17 protein-coding genes are annotated in these 19390 nt (G+C 73.0%); 8 read left to right on the plus strand and 9 right to left on the minus strand.

Going from position 1 to position 19390, the window contains the following annotated elements; translation table 11 throughout:
* Positions 1 to 85: 85 nt before the first annotated feature.
* From ACGFN2_RS11935 to ACGFN2_RS11945, 3 genes are all read right to left on the minus strand, one after another.
* Positions 86 to 1534 (minus strand): MFS transporter, encoded by a 1449-nt coding sequence (locus ACGFN2_RS11935; RefSeq protein ID WP_393359841.1) that lies wholly within the window; start codon positions 1532 to 1534, stop codon positions 86 to 88.
* 336 nt (positions 1535 to 1870) lie between these two features.
* Positions 1871 to 3064 carry a beta-ketoacyl synthase N-terminal-like domain-containing protein gene (locus ACGFN2_RS11940; RefSeq protein WP_393359544.1) on the minus strand — a complete coding sequence of 398 codons (1194 nt, stop codon included), beginning with the start codon at positions 3062 to 3064 and terminating at the stop codon, positions 1871 to 1873.
* A 48-nt stretch (positions 3065 to 3112) separates the two neighbouring features.
* Positions 3113 to 5326 (minus strand): acyl-CoA dehydrogenase, encoded by a 2214-nt coding sequence (locus ACGFN2_RS11945; RefSeq protein ID WP_393359546.1) that lies wholly within the window; start codon positions 5324 to 5326, stop codon positions 3113 to 3115.
* A gap of 174 nt (positions 5327 to 5500) precedes the next feature.
* Here ACGFN2_RS11945 and ACGFN2_RS11950 point away from each other — a divergent pair, with 174 nt between their 5' ends.
* The 6 genes from ACGFN2_RS11950 to ACGFN2_RS11975 all read left to right on the plus strand — a co-directional run bounded on the left by ACGFN2_RS11950 (position 5501) and on the right by ACGFN2_RS11975 (position 10607).
* Positions 5501 to 5680: a hypothetical protein gene (locus ACGFN2_RS11950; protein ID WP_362607580.1), complete on the plus strand. Its 180-nt coding sequence runs from the start codon at positions 5501 to 5503 to the stop codon at positions 5678 to 5680.
* 97 nt (positions 5681 to 5777) lie between these two features.
* Entirely contained in the window at positions 5778 to 6182 is a 405-nt protein-coding gene (locus tag ACGFN2_RS11955) for a hypothetical protein (RefSeq protein ID WP_393359549.1), read from the plus strand.
* A 649-nt stretch (positions 6183 to 6831) separates the two neighbouring features.
* Positions 6832 to 7491, plus strand: a complete 660-nt coding sequence (locus ACGFN2_RS11960) for a class I SAM-dependent methyltransferase (RefSeq protein WP_393359551.1) — start codon at positions 6832 to 6834, stop codon at positions 7489 to 7491.
* 19 nt (positions 7492 to 7510) lie between these two features.
* Positions 7511 to 8428, plus strand: coding sequence for an N-acetylmuramoyl-L-alanine amidase (locus ACGFN2_RS11965; protein ID WP_393359553.1), 918 nt, complete (start codon positions 7511 to 7513; stop codon positions 8426 to 8428).
* 196 nt (positions 8429 to 8624) lie between these two features.
* Positions 8625 to 9440, plus strand: a complete 816-nt coding sequence (locus ACGFN2_RS11970) for a DUF5336 domain-containing protein (protein ID WP_393359555.1) — start codon at positions 8625 to 8627, stop codon at positions 9438 to 9440.
* A 156-nt stretch (positions 9441 to 9596) separates the two neighbouring features.
* Positions 9597 to 10607, plus strand: coding sequence for an LLM class F420-dependent oxidoreductase (locus ACGFN2_RS11975; protein ID WP_393359557.1), 1011 nt, complete (start codon positions 9597 to 9599; stop codon positions 10605 to 10607).
* Positions 10608 to 10621: 14 nt separating this feature from the next.
* On the opposite strand, the gene ACGFN2_RS11980 is transcribed toward ACGFN2_RS11975, so the two are convergent.
* The 4 genes from ACGFN2_RS11980 to ACGFN2_RS11995 form a co-directional block, all read right to left on the minus strand.
* Positions 10622 to 11425, minus strand: a complete 804-nt coding sequence (locus ACGFN2_RS11980; RefSeq protein ID WP_393359559.1) for a maleylpyruvate isomerase family mycothiol-dependent enzyme — start codon at positions 11423 to 11425, stop codon at positions 10622 to 10624.
* Positions 11426 to 11591: 166 nt separating this feature from the next.
* On the minus strand, positions 11592 to 12662 hold the full coding sequence (locus ACGFN2_RS11985; RefSeq protein ID WP_393359561.1) for a prenyltransferase/squalene oxidase repeat-containing protein: 1071 nt from the start codon (positions 12660 to 12662) through the stop codon (positions 11592 to 11594).
* Entirely contained in the window at positions 12659 to 13549 is an 891-nt protein-coding gene (locus ACGFN2_RS11990) for a class I SAM-dependent methyltransferase (RefSeq protein WP_393359563.1), read from the minus strand. Before ACGFN2_RS11990 ends, ACGFN2_RS11985 begins: the two co-directional genes overlap by 4 nt.
* A gap of 72 nt (positions 13550 to 13621) precedes the next feature.
* Positions 13622 to 15025 carry a glycosyltransferase family 4 protein gene (locus ACGFN2_RS11995; RefSeq protein ID WP_393359565.1) on the minus strand — a complete coding sequence of 468 codons (1404 nt, stop codon included), beginning with the start codon at positions 15023 to 15025 and terminating at the stop codon, positions 13622 to 13624.
* A 239-nt stretch (positions 15026 to 15264) separates the two neighbouring features.
* Here ACGFN2_RS11995 and ACGFN2_RS12000 point away from each other — a divergent pair, with 239 nt between their 5' ends.
* Positions 15265 to 15939 carry a TetR family transcriptional regulator gene (locus ACGFN2_RS12000; protein WP_362607565.1) on the plus strand — a complete coding sequence of 225 codons (675 nt, stop codon included), beginning with the start codon at positions 15265 to 15267 and terminating at the stop codon, positions 15937 to 15939.
* 345 nt (positions 15940 to 16284) lie between these two features.
* Here ACGFN2_RS12000 and ACGFN2_RS12005 read toward each other — a convergent pair whose 3' ends face one another.
* Together ACGFN2_RS12005 and ACGFN2_RS12010 are read right to left on the minus strand one after the other, a co-directional pair.
* Positions 16285 to 16518, minus strand: coding sequence for a ferredoxin (locus tag ACGFN2_RS12005; RefSeq protein WP_393359567.1), 234 nt, complete (start codon positions 16516 to 16518; stop codon positions 16285 to 16287).
* The gene (locus tag ACGFN2_RS12010) at positions 16518 to 17969 is read right to left on the minus strand and encodes an aldehyde dehydrogenase (protein ID WP_393359569.1); all 1452 of its coding nucleotides are present in this window, start codon (positions 17967 to 17969) and stop codon (positions 16518 to 16520) included. The genes ACGFN2_RS12005 and ACGFN2_RS12010 overlap by 1 nt, the downstream gene beginning before the upstream one ends.
* Before the next feature lie 285 nt (positions 17970 to 18254).
* Here ACGFN2_RS12010 and ACGFN2_RS12015 point away from each other — a divergent pair, with 285 nt between their 5' ends.
* Positions 18255 to 19337 carry an MBL fold metallo-hydrolase gene (locus ACGFN2_RS12015; RefSeq protein WP_393359571.1) on the plus strand — a complete coding sequence of 361 codons (1083 nt, stop codon included), beginning with the start codon at positions 18255 to 18257 and terminating at the stop codon, positions 19335 to 19337.
* Positions 19338 to 19390 lie beyond the last annotated feature (53 nt).

The raw sequence follows: 19390 nt of genomic DNA on the forward strand, positions 1-19390 counted from the left end.
CCCGGCGCTCGACGGGGAGCGCGCGGCGGACCGGCGGCCGGGCGCCGGCGCTGCCGCCCGGCCGGCGGCGGGGGCGCCGGCGCGGTCAGCCGTGCGCCGCGTCCGCCCGCCGCTGCGGCAGCGCGAAGACCATCAGCAGAATGCCGGCGACCAGCACCATCGAGCCGACCTGGAAGGCCGCCCCGTAGCCGTCCGCCAGGGCCTTCGGGCCGTCGCCCGCCTCGATCCGGGCGGCGGCGACGGTGGACAGGACCGACAGGCCCAGCGCACCGCCCATCTGACGGGAGGTGTTCATCAGGCCGGAGACCAGGCCCTGGTCGGCGGGGTCGGCCCCGGAGGTCGCGATGGAGGCGATCGGCGTCGCCGTCAGCCCCGCGCCCAGCGCCATCAGGATGCCGGGCCCGAGGATGGTGCCGAGATAGGTGCCGTCGACGTCCATCGTGCCCTGCCAGGCCATGCCGCAGGCGGAGATCACCGCACCGGCGACGGCCAGTGGCTTGGCACCCAGCTTGTTCATCAGCCGGGGCGCGATCTTGGAGCCCAGGACGATGGACAGCGAGTGCGGGATGAAGGAGAGCCCGGCCTCCAACGGCCGGTATCCCAGCACGTTCTGCACATAGAGGGACAGGAAGTACCACATGGAGAACATCGCCGCGCCGGCCAGCACCATCGCCCCGTTCGCCGAGGAGACCGAGCGCAGCCGGAAGAGCCCCAGCGGCATCAGCGGGGCCTTGGCGCGCGCCTCCACGACGAGGAAGAGCACGACCACGGCCAGCCCGGCGGCCAGCGGCAGCAGTGCGGACGGCGCCGCCCAGCCGTCCGTCTCGGTCTGCACGATCCCGTAGGCCACCAGCCCGAGCCCGGCCGTCACCAGCAGCGCACCGGGCACATCGAGCCGCCGCCCGGCACCCTGCCGGCTCTCGGTGAGCCACAGCACTGCGCCGCCCAGCACCAGCGCCCCGACCGGCACGTTGATCAGCAACACCCAGCGCCACGAAAGGAATTCGGTCAGCACCCCGCCCACCAGGCCGCCCACCGCGCCACCGCCGGCGCCGACCGCGGTCCAGGTGGCGATGGCGCGGGTACGGGCCGGTCCCGCCGGGAACGACGTGGTCAGGATGGTGAGGGTGGCGGGCGAGAGCACGGCCGCGCCGACGCCCTGGACCGTACGCGCCGCGACCAGCTGCCAGGGCTGCTGCGCCAGTCCGCCGCCCAGGCTCGCGACCGTGAACAGCGCCAGCCCCAGAACGAAGATCCGCTTACGGCCGAAGAGGTCGGCGGCCCGGCCGCCGAGCAGCATGAAGCCCGCGAAGGTGATGACGTAGGCGTTGACGATCCACTGCAGGCCCAGCTCGCTCAGCCCCAGACCGGTGCGCATGGCGGGCAGCGCCACATTCACCACGGACACGTCCAGGACGACCAGGAACTGCCCGGAGCAGACCAGCAGCATCACCAGCCAGGCCGGCGGCACCCGCCTCCGGCGCGCGGTTTCGGGCAGGGTGGCGGGGGTGGCTATCGGCGGCATGCCGACCATGCTCGCATTCGCCGGTTGCATCCCGCATCGGTAAATCGCTGCATGAACCACCTGACAGGAGACCTGGGCCGGAAGTCGCAGGACGGCGGAGCGGCGGGGGTGGGGCGGGGGCTTAAGGGGTGGGGCTTGGCGGGTGGGGCCTTAGGGGGTGGGGGTGGCGGGCCCCTAGGGGGCGGAAGGGCCCCCGAAGGGCCAACTACCCATCAGGAGAGGTGAGTTAACGCGGAGGCGGTCGCACACTGCCCACTGGCGCCCTCCCCCGGGTGCGGCCAACCGGCCCCGTGGCACCCCGCACCAGCGCCTGCCGAAACCGCAAGGCGAGGCCCCCAAACCCCCTCACCTTCGCAGCATCGTCACCACCGCGGCGCCGCCCAGGCCGATGTTGTGGGCCAGGCCCACCCGGGCGCCGGGGACCTGGCGTCCGCCCGCGGTGCCGCGCAGCTGCCAGACCAGTTCGGCGGCCTGTGCCAGGCCCGTCGCGCCCAGCGGGTGCCCCTTGGAGATCAGGCCGCCGGACGGGTTGACCACCCACTGGCCGCCGTGGGTCGTGGCGCCGTCGGCGACCAGCTTCCCCGACTCCCCGTCCGCGCACATGCCCAGCGCCTCGTAGGTCAGCAGCTCGTTGATCGAGAAGCAGTCGTGCAGCTCGATGACGTCCACGTCCTCGATGCCGAGTCCGGCGGCCGCGTACACCTGCCGGGCCGCGGCCCGGGACATCGGCTTGCCGACGACGTCGATGCACGAGCCGCTCGCGAAGCTCTCCTCGGTGTCCGTCGTCATGGCTTGCGCGACGATCTCCACCGCCCGGTCGGCCAGCCCGTGTTCCCGTACGAACCGCTCGGAGACGATCACCGCGGCGGCCGCCCCGTCGGAGGTCGGCGAGCACTGCAGCTTGGTCAGCGGCCGGTGGACGGTCCTGGCGGCGAGGACCTCCTCGACCGTGTGGACGTCCTGGAACTGGGCGTTCGGGTTGTGCGCCGAGTGGCGGTGGTTCTTGGCGCCGACGGCGGCGAGCTGTTCGGCGGTGGTGCCGTAGCGCTCCATGTGCTCACGGGCCGCGTTGCCGAAGATCTGGGCGGTGGGCGGCGTCCGCTCGAAACCGTGCGCCGCGGCCATCACTCCGTAGTGGCGGGCCACCGGCGAGGTGGCGAAGTCGCCGCCGTCCGCGCCGCCGCCCAGCGCACCGCGCTTCATCTTCTCGAAGCCCAGGGCCAGGACACAGTCGTTGAGGCCGGACGCGACGAACTGGCGGGCCATCATCAGCGCGGTCGAGCCGGTCGCGCAGTTGTTGTTGACGTTGTAGACGGGGATGCCGGTCAGGCCCAGTTCGTAGGCGGCGCGCTGGCCGGCCGTCGATGCCTGGTAGCAGTAGCCGACCGGCAGCTGCTCGACCGCCTCGTAGCCGATCCCGGCGTCCGCGAGCGCCGCGCCGCCCGCCTCCCTCGCCATGTCCCAGTACTGCCACTCGCGGGTCTCGGGCTTCTCGAAGCGGGTCATCCCGACGCCGACGATGTACGCCTTGCCAGCCATGTGTGTCCTCCTGGAGGTGGCCGAGTCCGGGGAGTCAGATCAGGGAGGTCAGATCAGGGGGCGGGGCTCCGGGTCGCGGGGCAGGCCCAGCAGCCGCTCCGCGACGACGTTGAGCTGCACCTGGGTGGTACCGCCGGCGATGGTCAGACAGCGCGACATCAGGAAGCCCTGCAGGGCTCGTTCACCGGCCCCTTCGCGCACCGCGCCGGCCGGGCCGAGCAGCTCCAGCGCCAGCTCGGCGACCTTCTGCTGGTGCGGGGTCTGCACCAGCTTGCGGATGCTGGCACCGGCCCCCGGCTCCAGCCCCGACACCTGCTGGAGCGTGGTGCGCAGCCCGATGCAGCCGAGCGCGTGCGCCTCGGCGGCCAGCGCGCCCACCCGCGCCCGCACCGATCCGTCCAGCCCGGCGGCCCGTTCCAGGAGCGCCGCCAGACCGGTGTCGAAGGTCAACTGGTCGGCCATGTGGACGCGTTCGTTGTCCAGGGTGGTGCGGGCGACCTTCCAGCCGTCGTCGACCTCACCGACCACCGAATCGGCCGGCAGCAGCACCTCGTCGAAGTAGACCTCGTTGAAGAGCGAGGCGCCGGTGATCTCCTTCAGCGGGCGGATGTCGATGCCCGGGGCCGTCATGTCGACGAGGAAGAAGGTCAGCCCCCTGTGCTTGGGCGCGTCCGGGTCGGTGCGGGCCAGCAGGATGCCGTGGCTAGCCTCCTGCGCGGCGGAGGTCCACACCTTCTGGCCGTTGATCCGCCAGCCGCCGTCCGGCGTCCTCTCGGCGCGGGTGCGCAGGGCGGCCAGGTCCGAGCCGGCCTCGGGTTCGGAGAACAGCTGGCACCAGAGCAGATCGCCGCGCAGCGACGGCAGCAGATAGCGCTCCCGCTGCTCCGGGGTGCCGTGGGCGATCAGCGAGGGCACGACCCAGGTGGCGATGCCCAGATCGCTGATCCGGACCCCGGCGGCGGCCAGTTCCTGCTGGATCGCCAGCTGTTGCACGGGGCCGGCGCCCAGTCCGTGGGGCTCGGGGAGGTGCGGTGCGGCGTAGCCGGTGGGGGCCAGGGCGCGGCGCACGTCCGCGGGGTCGAGGCCGCGGACGCCGTCGATGACCGTCCGCGCCTCGGCCCGGAACTCCGCCGCCTCGTCCGGGAGTTCCAGGTGTAGCGGGCGCCGGGCGCCGTCGGCGGCGAGCCGGGCGGCCCGCAGGCGGTGGGTGTCGCCGCCGCCGAGGAGCTGGCGGGCGACGGTCGCCCGCCGCAGGTGGAGGTGGGCGTCGTGTTCCCAGGTGAAGCCGATGCCGCCGAGGATCTGGATGCAGTCCTTGGCGCAGCTGACGGCGGCGTCCAGGGCGGTCGCGGTGGCCAGTGCCGCGACCAGTCCGCGGACCGCGGGCGGCTCGTCCAGCGCGCGGGCCGCGTCCCAGACCAGAGCGGCGGCCTGCTCGTAGCGGACGAGCATGTCGGCGCAGAGGTGTTTGACCGCCTGGAACTGGCCTATGGGGCGGCCGAACTGCTCGCGGACCGCGGCGTACGCGGCGGCGGTGCGCAGCGCCCAGGAGGCCGTGCCGCAGCTCTCGGCGGCCCACAGCACCCCGGCCAGATCCTGGACCAGGTCGCTGTCGACGCCGAGCCGCCGTCCGGCGGGCACCGGCACTCGGTGCGCGCTCACCTCGGCGGTCGGCCGGGTCGGGTCGGCGCTCTCCTGGACGCGTACGGTCAGCGTCCCGGCGTCGACGGCGAGCCAGACGGTCTCCCCCGGCGCTGCCGCGGCGCCGCCCGGTGCCGCGGTGAACTCCGCGGCCAGCACCAGCAGATCCGCGTCGGCTCCGGCCAGGACCGGGGGCGCGGTGCCGTCCAGGACATAGCCGTCGGGGCCTTCGGCGGCGGTGAGCGTGCCGGTGCCGAGCGCGACGGCGCCGATGCGTACGCCGGTGGCGAGGTCCCGGACGAGGGCCGGGGCGCCGCCGCGGTGCAGGAGGGCGGCCGCGAGAGTGGTGGGCAGACAGGGGCCGGGGAACGCGGCGCGGCCCAACTCCTCCAGCACCACGGCGAGGTCGAGCAGGTCACCGCCCCCGCCGCCGTCGGCCTCGGGGAGATGGAGCCCGAGCAGGCCCTGGGTGGCGAGCTGTTCCCAGTACGCGGGGCGCCCGGGGCGCGCGGGCGCGGCGTCGAGCAGCTTGCGCACCGCTTCGGGCGGCATCGCCCGCGCCGCCCAGCCGCCCGCCGCCTCGGCCAGGTCACGTTGCTCCTGCGTGATTCCAATGCCCATGCGGGGCAGGCTAGAACACGTTTCACTCTGACGGAAGGTCAGATGAGGGCCGGCTCGGGCGTATTGGCCGGGGGCCCGCTGTCCGGTGCGTGTGAACCTTGCGAAGTCCAGGTCAAACCTTGCGCCGGAGCGGACCGCGCCGCCTGGCAGGCTCTCGTCGAAACCCTGGAGTCCATGCTCCGGCTGCGTCACCACCAGCCCGGGACGCCGGCGCGCATGGGCGAGTACCTCTACCAACGCACCGGGGGCATGATCGACACCTTGTCCCAGCTGATCCGAGGGGCCGCGCCGTCTCTCCGCTCCCAACCCGTCCGAGGGCACTACGACTTCATCAACGACGGCCCCATCGGTTGAGGGCCTGCGCGGCATCTCGCCACTACGTGCCCTGTTGATGCTGGAGTGGGCATGGTCAACTAGTGGAGTGGGCCAGGTACTTACGACCTTCATCGCAGTGGCGGGAACGCTCATCGGTTCTCTTCTGGGGTACCGGTTCCAGAAGCGTGTGGCGGACCGGACCGAACGCCGCAGCGCCGTCCTCGCCTTCACCGCTGCGACCAACGAATTCATACGGAGCCAACACGACTGGTGGCATCGCCAGCACGAGGAACAGGACGGTCCGGCGCACGTGGCAGCCAGAACGGAAGCCTTCCGGGTCCGCGGGCAGGCCTTCCAGGCAGTTCACCAGCTCCGCCTGCTCATGCCCGATGGCGACCTGCATACACGGGCAGAGCAGACCATCGGGATGATCGGTGCCCTTCACCGCGCAACAGACCGCGAAGAACTGCGGACGAAGTCGGTCGAGGCACGGGCGTCCCTCAACTCCTTCGTCGTACACGCTTCAGCCCAGATCAGGTAGACGGCCGACGGCTCTCGAACAGGTACTGACGCCTCTGGACCACCACCCAGAGCCCGAGCATTTCGCAACCTTGAGCCGGACGATCCAGCACCGCTTCGTCCCAATGAACACTGCGAGCCACAGGCCACCAGCAGACGTCTCGCAACCTCAAAGCGGACAGGACACCCGGGCCAGGTCCGCCGCCCGTCCCAGGACGCCCGCAAGCCCGCCACCGGATGACGGCCTCCCCTCCCCTCCCCTCCCCTCCCCTCCCCCGCCCCGCCGGGCGCCCGTCCGAACCGCAAGGATTCTCCGGGGAACGGTGCGGATGCGCGCAGGAAACGGTCCGATGAATTCCGTCGTGGAACTCATTTCGTCCGCTCTCCCTCCCCGGCTCTTCCCCCTCCGGGCGCTCCCGGCACCCCCGACTCCCCCGCCTCCGAATTCGCCGCTTTCGGGCATCACGGAAAGCGCCGGCGATAAAACGGCGGGAACAGGGGGAGAACTGACCGGAACCCGGCGGGAACCGACAGGAATCGCCGGGTCTTCCGGTGCGGATAATGCGAACCGCCGTTCCGATACCCGAATGCCCCGGCCGGGACACCCGCACGCCGCCCGCGCCGCCCCGTACGGCACGATGAGCCCCTGACCGCACCACAGGAGGAAGCCCATGCCCGCTCCCACGGCTCCGCAGGCCCCGCAGCCGGAGATACTCGCCGCTTTCGAGGCGGCGAAGGGCTTCATGCCCGTGGACGAGGGCCTCGCCCTGTACGCGGCGGCGGCCGAGGCGGGCGCGCTCGGGCTGCCGCTGGTGGAGGTCGGCACCTACTGCGGGCGGTCCACGATCCTGCTCGCCGACGCCGCACGCGGCGCCGGGGTCCTCGCCGTCACCGTCGACCACCATCGGGGCAGCGAGGAGCAGCAGCCCGGCTGGGAGTACCACGACCCGGCCGTCGTGGACCCCGAGGTCGGCCGGATGGACACGCTGCCCACCTTCCGCCGCACGCTGCACGCCGCGGGCCTGGAGGACCAGGTGATCGCCCTGGTGGGCCGGTCGCCGCAGGCCGCGGCCGTCTGGCAGGCCCCGGTGGGGCTGGTCTTCATCGACGGCGGGCACACCGACGAGCACGCCACCGCCGACTACGAGGGCTGGGCCCCGCATGTCGCGCCCGGCGGGCTGCTGGTCATCCACGATGTCTTCGCGGACCCGGCGGACGGCGGCCAGGCCCCGTACCGCGTCTACCGCAGGGCCCTGGAGTCCGGCGCGTTCACCGAGGTCTCGTCCCATCGGTCGCTGCACGTCCTGCGGCGCACCGGACCGGGCATCTGAGCGGGCTACGATCGCGATCGTGTCGAACGGCAGTTCTCTCCCCCCGCGCCGCCGCCTGCGCGGCACCCTCCTCGTCGTGCTGGCCGCCGTGGTGGTCGCCGGCCTGGGCTGGCTGGCCTGGCGCTCGTCGGGCGGTGACGGCGGGCCGGGAGCCGGACAGCCCTCGCCGGGCGACGGGGCGCGGCACGACGCCGGGGACCCGACCGGGCCCGGCGCCGGGCACACCCCGGGCGCCAAGGACTCCACGGGCCACGGCCCGCGAGACCGGCTCAAGGGCAAGGTCGTGGTGCTCGACCCCGGGCACAATCCGCACAACGCCGCGCACGGCCGGGAGATCGCCCGGCAGGTGGACATCGGCAACGCCCACAAGGAGTGCGACACCACCGGCACCGCCACCGACGACGGGTACGCCGAGGCCTCGTTCACCCTGGACGTGGCCCGCCGGGCCCGTACGCTGCTGCGGGCCGAGGGCGCGAAGGTCGTCCTCACCCAGGACGGCGACCGCCCCTACGGGCCGTGCGTTGACCAGCGCGCGGGCATCGGGAACAGGGCGCACGCGGATGCCGCGCTGTCGATCCACGCCGACGGTTCGGGCACCGGCAACCGCGGCTTCCATGTGATCCTGCCCGCCCGCGTCACGGACGGCCCGGCCGACACCGCCGCGATCACCGGGCCCTCGCGCCGACTGGGCGAGGGGCTGGCCGAACGGTTCCGGGCAGTTACCGGAAGCTCCGCCTCCAATTACATCGGCGGCGGCACCGGACTCGACAAGCGCGCGGATCTCGGCGGCCTCAACCTCTCCACGGTGCCGAAGGTGTTCATCGAGTGCGGCAATATGCGCGACCCGAAGGACGCCGCGCAATTGACCGACGCCGGCTGGCGGCAAAAGGCGGCGCGCGGGATCACCGAGGGCATTACGGACTTCTTGACGCACTGACCGGCCTCGGACCGGCTCCGGAACCCGCCCGATACCCCCTCCGGCGCAACCTGCCGATAGCGCGCGGAAACCAACGGGACGGGCCGCCGGATTCGGCGACAGGTTCCCCTTTACGATAGGTGGCCACCGCCGTGCCTCGCACTGGCGCACCGCGACAGCGACGACCGGACCCACGAAACCGACAAAGGACCTTTACGTGAACATCCGCTCCCTCACTCGAGGCGACGGCGTGGTGATCGGAGCAGCGGTGCTGCTGTTCATCGCCTCGTTCCTCTCCATCACCGGCGGCCCCTTCCCCAGCCTCAACGCCTGGGAGTCGGTGTCCCGCCTGATGAGCGTGTACCTGGCCGGGGTGATCGGCGCGGCGATCATCATCGTCAGCCGGGCGCTGCCGCAGCCGCGCAAGGTCGCCGGTCTCGACCTCGGCCAGTTCGGCGTCGCCCTCACGGTGTTCGCGGCCTGGACGGCGTTCTGGTCCCTCATCGACAGCAACAGCGCCGGCCCCGGCCTCATCATCGGCCTGATCGCCGCCCTGATCCTGGCCGGCGGCGCCGTCGCCTCGCCGCTGCTCCCGCCGCTCCAGGCCGCCCTGATCGGCGCCCCGAAGCCGCAGGCCGCCGCCCCCTACGGGGCCGGCCCCAACCCGGGTTACGGCTACCCCGGCGCGCAGCAGCAGCAGGCGAGCCAGGGCTACGGCTACCCGGGCGCCCAGCAGCAGCAGCCGCAGGCCGCCCAGCCCCACGGCCAGCAGATGCCGATGGACGGCACGGCCGGCGGCGCGAGGGGAGCCGGCCCGGCGGCCGGTGCCCCGGCGGAGTTCGCGCCGTTCTGGTTCGCGGTGCCCGTCGCGCGCCCGCTGTACGGCGAGGACGGCGCCCCCGCCCCGATCGCCGAACTGGCGCCCGGCACCTGGTACCTGGCGGTGGACCAGCGCGGTCAGGCCCTGATCGCGCAGACCCAGGACGGCCGGCGCGGCGTCCTCCAGGACACCACCGGTATCCAGCGCGGCTGACACCGGACGCACAGCGGTCCTTTCGCGGCCCCTCGCCCCTGCGGGCGGGGGGCCGTTGCGCTGCCGGCGGCCCGGCCGTACAGTTCGCGGACATCGATCTGACGCAGCGTCAGCTACCCGTGGACGGCACCCGTCCGCCGGAGAGGGGCGACCGGTATGCGACTCGGTCTGGCACTGGGCTACTGGGGCCGCGGCCCGGACCCCCGGCACCTCGAACTCGCCCGCGCCGCCGAGCGGCTGGGCTACGACTCGGTGTGGACCGCGGAAGCCTGGGGCTCGGACGCCTTCACCGCGCTCACCTGGATCGCCGCCCACACCTCCCGCATCAAACTCGGCACCGGTATCGCGCAGATGGCGGCCCGCACCCCCACCGCCACCGCGATGCACGCGCTGACCCTCGACCATCTCTCCGGCGGCCGTGTGCTGCTGGGCCTGGGACTGTCCGGACCGCAGGTCGTCGAGGGATGGTACGGACGGCCGTTCCCCAGGAGCCCGCTGACCGCCACCCGCGAGTACGTCGACGTGATCCGCCAAGTGCTGCGCCGGGAAGGGCCGGTGGAGGCCGGCGGGGCCTTCCACCCGCACCCCTACCGCGGCCCGGACGGCACCGGCCTGGGCAAACCGCTCAAGCCCATCACCCACCCGCTGCGCGCGCGGCTCCCCGTCCTGCTGGGCGCGGAGGGTCCCAAGAACATCGCCCAGACGACCCAAATCGCCGACGGCTGGCTGCCGCTGTACTGGTCACCGCAGCGCGCCGACGTCTACCGGGCGTCGCTCACACAGGCCCCGGAGGGCTTCCTCATCGCCCCCATGGCCCGCGCCGTGGTCTGCGACGACGTCGCCGAGGGACTGCTGCCGGTCAAGGCGATGCTCGGCTTCTACATCGGCGGGATGGGGCACGCCGCCAGGAACTTCCACGCCGACCTGATGGCCCGGATGGGCTATGCGGAGGAGGCCCGGCGGGTGCAGCGGCTCTTCCTCGAAGGCCGCAGGCAGGAGGCGGTGCAGGCGGTACCGGACGCCTTCGCCGACGAGATCTCGCTGGTCGGCCCGCGCGAACGGATCGCGAAGCGGCTGGAGTTGTGGCGGGCGGGGCCGGTCACCGATCTGCTGGTCACCGCCCCCGACCCGGACACGCTGCGGGTGCTGGCCGAGCTGAACTCCTGACGGCCACGGACGGCTCAGCCGAACGAGGCCCACTCCAGCCACCGGTCGAACACCACGCGCTCGCCCAGCACCTCGACCCGGCCGCTGTCGGCGGGCTGCCTGCGGTAGATCACGGTCAGCAGATCGGTGAGCGGGCCGCGGACGGCGACGGTGGCCTTCTCATGGGTGCGGCGATGGGCGAGCCGGTCGCCGGTGAGGTCGAGGAGCCACTCGGCGTTCAGCTCGGGCGGGGTGTCGGTGGCGTGCAGGTGGAGGGAGCGGCCGGGGCCGAAGAGCTGGGCCGCCGCTTCCGCGCGGTGCTCCGTGGCCAGTGGCAGGGCGCACAACTGCAGCCACTCCTCCAGGCAGTCGGCGGCGACCTCGGGCGGGACGTCGAAGGCGACGCCCGCGGTGCGTGCCGCGTCGGCGCGGTGGATCACCGTCTCGTGGGTCATCCGGCGGGCCCAGAAGCCCGCCCGCCGCACCGGCGCCCAGGTCCACACCCCGGCGTCGGGACCGGCCTCGCGCAGCGCCGCCACGGCCTGTTCGGCGCCGTCCGCGAGCCAGGCGTCCAGCGCCGCCGCGTCGTCCGTCCCGGGCCCGTCGCCCTCGGGGATGTCGGCCTCGTCGATGTCCGTGGCGGCCCGGGTGGCGACGAGGGCGGCGACCCAGCGGTGCGCGCCGCCCAGATGCCGGGCGAGGTCGGCCAGCGTCCAGTCCGGGCAGGTGGGCACGGTCGCGGACAGCTCGGCGTCGCGCAGGATCGCCCGGAACTTCGTGGTCTCGTCCACTATCTGGGCGCAGTAGGCCTCATGACTGAGGGAGCCTTGGAGTGTCATGCGGCGCACAGTAGCGGGAGGGCTCGCGGGCGGCCTCCCCTTTTCGCGCCGGGGCGGGCGGCCCTGCCGGACGCTGAACGGCGGCTGTTGGCCGGCGGCCGCTGCCCGGCGGCCCGTACGTACGGGCCGCCGGTCCCGGCACTGGGGACCCTCATGGGTCCCTGGCCTAGCGGCAGCAGTCCGGGTCGAGTCCCGTCGGCAGCTGCTCGCCGCTGAAGACCGTGGTGGTGGCCTCGTCGCCGCCCAGGGCGGCCACCGCGAGCAGCAGCGAACCGGCCGTCCAGGAGGTGCGTTCGCGCGGCCAGACCGCGTCGTCGTCGAAGACGTAGCCGGTCCAGTACATGCCGTCGTCGGCGCGGAGGTGCTGAATCCACTTGAGGATCTGTACGGCCCGCTCGGACTCCCCCATCGCCCACAGGGCGAGCGCCAGTTCCGCGCTCTCCCCGCCGGTGACCCAGGGATTGGGCAGCACACAGCGCACCCCCAGGCCGGGCACGACGAACTCCTCCCAGTCCGCGTCGATGCGCTCACGGGCCTGGGCACCGCGGACCGCGCCGCCGAGGACCGGGTAGTACCAGTCCATGGAGTAGCGGGACTTGTCCAGGAACCGTTCGGGGTGGCTGCGTATCGCATGGCCCAGGCGGCCGACGGCCAGCTCCCAGTCGGGCTGCGGCTCCTCGCGCTGTTCGGCGAGCGCCAGCGCGCAGCGCAGCGCCTGGTAGATGGAGGACGAGCCGGTCAGCAGCGCCTCGTTGACGGGCGTGCCGTCGTCCTCGCGCTTCCAGCCGATCTCGCCGCCGGGCTGCTGGAGCTCCAGGACGAACTCGGTCGCGGCCTGCACCGCCGGCCACATGCGGTCGAGGAAGGCCTCGTCGCCGGTGGACAGGTAGTGGTGCCAGACGCCGACCGCGAGATACGCGCAGAAGTTGGTCTCGCGGCCGCGGTCGGTGGGGGCCTCGGCGTCGCCGTCGTCGTAGGCCGCGTACCAGGACCCGTCCGGGTTCTGGTGCCGCACCAGCCAGTCGTACGCGGCCTCGGCGCGCTCGTGTTCGCCGGCCGCGTCCAGGGCCATGGCGGCCTCGGTGTGGTCCCACGGATCGAGGTGGTGGCCCCGGAACCAGGGGATCGCGCCGTCCGGCCGCTGGGTCGCCAGGATGCCGGCCACCGTGCGGGCGGCCTGCTCGGCGGTGAGCACCCCCGGCAGGACAAGTCGTTCGGTACGTCCGGGACTCGTCACTTGGCGGCCCCGGCGGCGGGCTTGGCGGATGCCTTGGACGACGTCTTGGACGACGCCTTGGACGAACGCCGGGAAGCGGGCTTGGCGGAGGCCTTGGTACCGGACTCGGCCGCCGGCTCGGCCGCGGGCTCGCTCGCCTCCGTGGCCGCGGGCTCGGCGGCGGCCTCCCCGGGCAGATGCGGCTTGGTGGCGTAGACGACGAAGCTCTTGCCGATGACGGGGTTCAGGGCCCGCTCGGCGAGCCGGGTGGCCAGCGGCTTCTTCATGATGTCCCAGACCAGCAGCTTGTGGTACGCCTGCACCGGCAGCGCCTTGTCGTTGTCCACCCCGAAGGCGCACTTCAGCCACCAGTAGGGGCTGTGCAGCGCATGCGCGTGGTGGGTCCCGTACGGCTCCAGACCGGCCTCGCGTATCTTCCCGACGAGTTCGTCGCCGCGGTAGATGCGGATATGGCCGCCCTCGACCTCGTGGTAGGCGTCGCTGAGCGTCCAGCAGACCTTCTCGGGGCCGTAGCGGGGGACGGTGACGGCGATCCGGCCGCCGGGGCGCAGCACCCGGACCATCTCGGCGAGCACGCCCTTGTCGTCCGGGATGTGCTCCATCACCTCGGAGATGATCACGACGTCGAAACTGTCGTCGGGGAACGGCAGGTTGAGCGCATCGCCCTCCATGGCGGTGGCGGAGGCGCCCGCCGGGGCCTCACCCGCCTCCTCCATCGCGGCGAACCACTTGGCGACCTCGCGGATCTCCTCGCTGTTCTGGTCGAGGGCGACGACCTGCGCGCCGCGCCGGTAACACTCGAAGGCATGCCGGCCGGCGCCGCACCCCAGGTCGAGCACACGGTCGCCGGGAGCGAGCGGGAAGCGGGAAAAGTCGACGGTCAGCACGGCGTTCTGCTTTCGTCCGGCGGTGGGTGGCGGTGGGGGCTGCGGAGAAGGAGGTACGGGCCGGGCGGGCCCCTAGAGCTGTCCGGCGGGGCTCGGCGCGGCCGCGGTGCCCCCTCCGGACGCTGTCGGGGAGAGGGCGCCGGGCCGGCCGTTCTTCTGGAGGGCGAGGGCCTCGCGGTAGCGCTCGGCGGTGCCGAGGGCGGCCTGGCGCCAGGTGAAGCGGGCCAGCACCCGTTCCCGGCCGGCCGCGCCGAGGCGGCGGCGCAGGTCCTCGTCGCCCAGGAGGCGGAGCAGTCCGCCCGCCAGCGCACCGGCGTCCCCCGGGGGCACCGCGAGACAGGTCTCGCCGTCCGGGCCGGCGACCTCGGGGATGGCGCCGCCGGTGGTGGCCAGCAGCGGCGTGCCGGTGGCCATCGCCTCGGCGGCGGGCAGCGAGAACCCCTCGTACAGGGAGGGGACACAGGCGATCTGGGCGCTGCGCACCAGGTCGACGAGTTCGGGGTCGCTGATGCCCTTGACGAACTCGACGGCGCCGGACAGTCCGAGCCGTTCGATGGCGGCGGCGACCGGCCCGTCGTCGGCGCGCTTGCCGACGACCACCAGATGCGCGTCGGGGTGCTCGGTGCGCACCTTGGCGAGCGCCTCGACGAGGTGGATCAGTCCCTTGAGGGGGACGTCCGCGCTGGAGGTGGTGACGATCCGGCCCGGCACCTCGGGCACCGCGGCATCTGGCGAGAACAGGTCGGTGTCGGCGCCGATGTGCACCACGTGGATACGGTCGGCGGACACCCCGAGGTCGTCGACGATCTCCTGGCGGGAGGAGCCGGAGACGGTCAGCACGGACGGCAGCCGGCGGGCCACCCGCTTCTGCATCCGGGTGAAGCCGTACCAGCGGCGGACGGAGGCCCGGCGCTTCCAGCCGTCGGCGGCCTCCAGGTCGAGCCGCCGGTCGACGGTGATGGGGTGGTGGATGGTGGTGACCAGCGGGGCGCCGAGGGCGCCGGGGCCGCCGAGCAGGCCGTAGCCGAGGGTCTGGTTGTCGTGGACCACGTCGAACTGGCCGCGGCGGGCGGCGAGATGGCGCCGGGCCCGCAGCGAGAAGGTCAGCGGCTCGGGGAAGCCGCCGGTCCACATCGTGCCGACCTCCAGGGCGTCGATCCAGTCGCGGTACTCGCCGCGCTTCGGCGTGCGGAACGGGTCCGGCTGACGGTAGAGGTCCAGGCTGGGCAGCTCGGTGAGGGTCACCCCGTCGTCGACGACGGGGTAGGGCTGGGCGCCGATGACCTCGACGGAGTGCCCGAGGCGGGCCAGTTCGCGCGAGAGGTGGCGTACATAGACGCCCTGTCCGCCGCAGAACGGGTTCCCCTTATACGTGAGCATCGCGATCCGCAGGGGACGCTCGCCGTTCGACGGGGCGGAGGCCGGGGAGGCCTCTGCGGGGCGAGGCGCGGCTGCCTGGACGGCCTCTGCGGTCACGCTCGGCCCCCTTCTCACTGGACTTTCGCCGGAGCGTAACCGCTGGCGGTAATCTAGAACAAGTTTCAGAACTGATTGGCTACTGATCAGTTCACCGAGCTTCGAATCTACCGGCCGAGAACGAGGCGAAAAGAGCCGCACCAGGTGATTCGCGCCACCACCCGCCCCCCTGCCATGCTGTGCCGAGCACACCACCGGCACTCGCCGCATCGCGGACGGAATGCCACGGAATGGGAAATATGACTACGGAATCCAAGGCGGCCAGACCGACCCTTCCCGCGAGTCCTCCCCTGACCGAGCGTCAGGAGGCCCGGCGCCGCCGCATCCTGCACACCAGCGCCAAGCTGGCGTCCCGTGGTGGCTTCGACGCCGTGCAGATGCGCGAGGTCGCCGAGTCCTCGGGCGTCGCGCTCGGCACCCTCTACCGCTACTTCCCCTCCAAGGTGCATCTGCTGGTCGCCACCATGCAGGACCAGCTCCAGCACATGCACGAAACGCTGCGCAAGCGCCCCCCGTCGGAGCAGGACCCGGGCGCACGGGTCGCCCAGACCCTGATGCGGGCCTTCCGCGCACTGCAGCGCGAACCGCATCTGGCGGACGCGATGGTGCGCGCGCTGACCTTCGCGGACCGCTCCGTCAGCCCCGAGGTGGACACCGTCTCCCGGCTGACCACCACGATCATCCTCGACGCGATGGCCCCGCCAGCCACTCACCACCACCCTTCGCAGGAGCCGGCGCACCCCGCCGTCTCGGCCACCCCCGAACAACTCTCCGCGGTCCGGGTCATCGAGCACACCTGGCACTCGGCCCTGATCACCTGGCTCTCCGGCCGGGCCTCGATCGCCCAGGTGAAGATAGACATCGAGACCGTCTGCCGGCTGATCGACCTCACCTCGCCCGACCGGGAGAGCTGAGCCGAGGGGCGCTGTAACGGGAGAGCCGGGACGGCGCCGTAACGGGGGTGGGGGCGGGCGCCGGCGGGCGTGGGAGTGGATACCGGCGCCGGGTGCCCCCTTGTCCTGGCACGCGGGTGGTGGCTTCGTCGTCGCGCGTTGACCCCGGTGATGGCTTCGCCGTCGCGCGTTGACTCCGCTGACGGCTTCGCCGTCGTGCGTTAACTCCGCCGCTGCCGCGGGTAGTTGGCCCGCAAGGGGGCCACCGACCCCCTACGGGACGCCACTCCCCACCCCCTAAGGCCCCACCCCCGGGGCTCCCGCCCCGCACCCCGGCCGCCCTCCCCCGCCCGGCGGTGCCGCCGCTCATTCCTCCGGCGGGAACACCGCCTCGCCGCTGCCGGCCGCGGTGAGGGTGATCGCCTCCACGGGGCATCCCTCCGCCGCCGCCAGGACGTTCTCGGCGGCGTCCGTCTCCGGCGCCACCGGGTGCGACTGGCGGGCCGTGTCCAGCCGGAAGCCGTCCGGGGCCGTGGCGGCGCACATCCCCGACCCGATGCAGACGCTCCGGTCCACCACCACCTCCCAGCGGTCCCCCATCAGGCGCCCGCCGGCAGGTGGATCATCTTGTGCTCCAGGTATTCGCCGAAGCCCTCGGGGCCGAACTCCCGGCCGATGCCGGAGTTCTTGTAGCCGCCGAACGGGCCGAGCATGTCGATGCTGAAGGTGTTCACCGAGTACGTACCGGTGCGCACCTGCCGGGCGATCTCGACGCCGTGGTCGACGTCGGCCGTCCACACCGAGCCGGAGAGCCCGTAGTCGGAGTCGTTGGCGATGCGCACCGCCTCCGCCTCGTCGTCGTACGGCAGGAGACAGATGACCGGGCCGAAGATCTCCTCCCGGGCGATCCGCATGGAGTTGGCGACCTCGCCGAAGAGGGTGGGCTCGACGTACCAGCCCGTGGGCCGCCCCTCGGGACGGCCGCCGCCGGTCAGGACCTTGGCGCCCTCGCGCTGCCCGAGCGCGATGTAGTCCAGCGAGCGCTGCTGCTGGCGGCGGGCGACCAGCGGGCCGACCTCGGTGGCCGGATCGAGCGGGTCGCCGACGGTGAGCGCCGAGGCCGCCGCGGTGAACCGCTCGGCGATCTCGTCGTAGTGGCTGCGCGGGGCGAGAATCCGGGTCTGGGCCACACAGGCCTGACCGTTGATCATCCAGGCGAACGGCACGATGCCGGCCACCGCCGCGTCCAGGTCCGCGTCCGGCAGGATCACCGCGGCCGACTTGCCGCCGAGTTCCAGCGTGACCCGGCTGAGGTTGCGGGCCGCGACCTCCATGACCCGCTTACCGGCCGCCACCGAGCCGGTGAACGACACCTTGTCCACGCCCGGGTGCCCGACCAGGTACTCGCTCACCTCGCGGTCCGCCGGCAGGATCGACAGCACACCCGGCGGCAGCCCCGCCTCGGTCGCGATCTCCGCGAGCAGGTAGGCGTCCAGCGGGGTCTCCGGTGACACCTTCAGCACCACCGAGCAGCCGGCCAGCAGCGCGGGCGCGAGCTTGGCGGCGGCGGTGAACTGCGGGACGTTCCACGGCACCACGGCGGCCACCACCCCGGCCGGCTCCCGGCGCACCAGCAGCGGCCCCAGCACCCCGCTGCGCCGCTCCTCGAACGGGAAGTCGCGGGCCACCGTGAGCGCCGCGTCCCACACCAGCATCGCGGCCAGCGACTGCACCATGACGCCGGAGGTGAACGGGGTGCCGTTCTCCGCGCTGATGACCTTGGCGATCTCCTCGCTGCGGGCCGCGAAGGCGTCCTTGATCCGGGTCACCACCGCGATCCGGTCCGCCAGCGGGGCGTTCGCCCACACCCCGGACGCGAAGGACGTACGGGCCGCGGTCACCGCACGGTCGACATCGGCCCGCGCGGCGTGCGGGACCCGGCCGATGACCTGTTCGGTGTGGGGTGAGACGACCTCGATCGTGTCCCGGCCGGCCGGATCGGCCCACTCACCGCCTATGTAGAGCTTGCCGTGCTCGACGAGGTCGCTCATCGCTGCCGCCTCCCGCGGGTGGGCCGCCCGTCCGGCGTGCCCTGCCGGTTCCCTGTGGTTGCTGCTGTGCCTCGGAACGCGCTTGCTGACGGTGCTTCGGTGCGGATGCGGCGCAGCCCGCTGCACCGCATCAGGAACTGATACCAGTTCTAGTTGGAGGAGTCCACGGGGCCGCGCTCATCTCAACTCCCCTGAGCGCACGGGGAACTTCAAGCCATCCTGAAACCAGTTCTAGTTATAGTGAGGCCGGGTACCGGGTGTATGCCGCACCGGAAGGGGACCGGGATGACCGCGCAGGTGACCGACCACAAGGGCGGGGTGTGGAGCATCGCCGTCCCCATCCCGGACAACCCGCTCGGCCACACCCTCGTCCACCTCCTGGAGACCGACCGCGGCCCGGTGCTCGTCGACACCGGATGGGACGATCCGGACTCCTGGGACACCCTCGTCGCCGGCGTCACCGCCTGCGGGTTCGCCCTCACCGACCTGCACGGCGTCCTGATCACCCACCATCACCCCGACCACCACGGGCTGTCCGCGAAGGTCCGGGAGGCCTCCGGCGCCTGGATCGCGATGCACGCCGCCGACACCGCGGTGGTCCGCCGCACCCGCGAGGCCGAACCGGCCCAGTGGCTCGACTACCTGCTCGCCAGACTCACGGCGGCGGGCGCACCGGACGAGCATCTGGTACCCCTGCGGAAGGCGCGCGCCACCGGGGGCGGGCGGAAGCTGCCCGGACTGCGGGCCGCGCTGCCGGACCGCGGTATCGACCCCGGCGAACTGCTCGACCTGCCGGGCCGCCGGGTGCGCGCCATCTGGACGCCCGGCCACACCCCCGGCCATGTGTGTCTCCACCTGGAGGAGGCACACCCCTCGGCGCGGGCCCCCGGTTTCGGCCGACTGTTCTCCGGCGACCACCTCCTGCCCGGCATCACGCCGCACATCGGCCTGTACGAGGCCCCGGACAGTGCAGGGGCTCCGCCCGGCCCGCACGGCGCGGCGAACGCGGCGGAGGGCACCGACCCGCTCGGCGACTACCTCGACTCCCTCGAACGCGTCGGCCGGCTCGGCCCCGCCGAGGTGCTGCCCGCCCACCAGCACGCCTTCACCGACGCCGGGGGCCGGGTGCGCGCGCTGATCGCCCACCACCAGGAGCGGCTGGACCGGCTGCGGGCCCTGCTCCGGGAACCGCGCACCGTCTGGGAGCTCGCCGTGGCCATGGAGTGGAACCGGCCCTGGGAGCAGATCCCTTACGGGTCCCGCAACATCGCCGTCTCGGAGGCCGAGGCACATCTGCGCCGGCTGGTGAAGCTGGGGCACGCGGAGCCGGTGCCGGGGAGCGGTCCGGTGCGGTACCGGGCGGTGTGAGGGCGGGCGGGCCGGCCCGGCGTCTGGGGTGGCGTTCCGGGCGGCCTCCGCTC

Origin of the sequence: Streptomyces sp. NPDC048612 (genome assembly GCF_043199295.1) — a bacterium.
Classification (GTDB): domain Bacteria; phylum Actinomycetota; class Actinomycetes; order Streptomycetales; family Streptomycetaceae; genus Streptomyces.